This is a genomic window from Synechococcus sp. R3-13, from assembly GCF_047462195.1.
GTDB lineage: Bacteria > Cyanobacteriota > Cyanobacteriia > Thermostichales > Thermostichaceae > Thermostichus.
On record NZ_JANSIO010000443.1, the window covers coordinates 1 to 980 of the forward strand.

Sequence of the window (980 nt, forward strand, 5' to 3'; positions counted from 1 at the left end):
CGCTTACTCTATCTCAGATTGGGTGGATAGATTCAGGGCCAGCTCGACCCGCGGAAGACAAACCCCAGAACCCTTCTGGGCCAGAGCGTTGTGTACACAGGCTCTCATCCGCGATGATGGGCTGTGGCCGCCACCTTCTCCAAAGGCAGCACCATGACGGAGGAGCCGATTCCACTGTTGGATTTGACGGGGCAGTACCGCGCTTTGGCCGGGCTGTTGCAGCCGCAGGTGGAGGCTCTGCTGGCCTCTGGCCAGTACATCGGCGGGGCGGCGGTGCAGCGCTTTGAGGAGCAGTTTGCCCAGTTTTTGGGGGGTGGCTCTTTGGAGGCCGTCGGCTGCAATTCCGGCACCGATGCCTTGGTGTTGGCTTTGCAGGCTTTGGGCATCCAGGCGGGGGATGAGGTGCTCACCAGTGCCTTTAGTTTTTTTGCCTCGGCTGCCGCCATCAGCCGGGTGGGGGCGCGTCCGGTGTTTGTGGATGTGGATCCGTGCACCTTTAACCTGGATCCGCAGCTGCTGGAAAGGAGCATCTCCTGCCGCACCAAGGCGGTGGTGGTGGTGCATTTGTTTGGGCAGGCGGCCAACATGACCCAGATTCTGGCTATTGCCCGGCGGCACGGCTTGGCGGTGGTGGAAGATTGTGCCCAGGCGGTGGGGGCCTGCTGGGGGGGCAGGCCGGTGGGCACTTGGGGAGAGGTGGGCTGCTTCAGCTTTTTTCCCAGCAAGAATCTGGGTGCGGCTGGGGATGGGGGGGCGGTGGTGACGCGGGATCCCCAACTGGCCAGTCGGGTGCGGGCGCTGCGGGAGCATGGGCAGACCCGTCCGTACCACCACGAGTATCTGGGTCTCAACAGTCGTTTGGATGCGCTGCAGGCGGTGATTCTCTCGGTGAAGTTGCCTTATCTGCGGGAGTGGAACTGGCGGCGGCAGGGGATTGCGGAGTGTTACCACCGCTTGCTGCAAGGGATCCCGGGTTTGAT

1 protein-coding gene is annotated in these 980 nt (G+C 63.0%); it reads left to right on the forward strand.

The genetic code is table 11. The features are described 5' to 3' along the window. Positions 1–123 precede the first annotated feature (123 nt). The coding region (locus tag NW856_RS12710; protein ID WP_414400570.1) for a DegT/DnrJ/EryC1/StrS family aminotransferase at positions 124–980 on the forward strand (857 nt) is incomplete at its 3' end.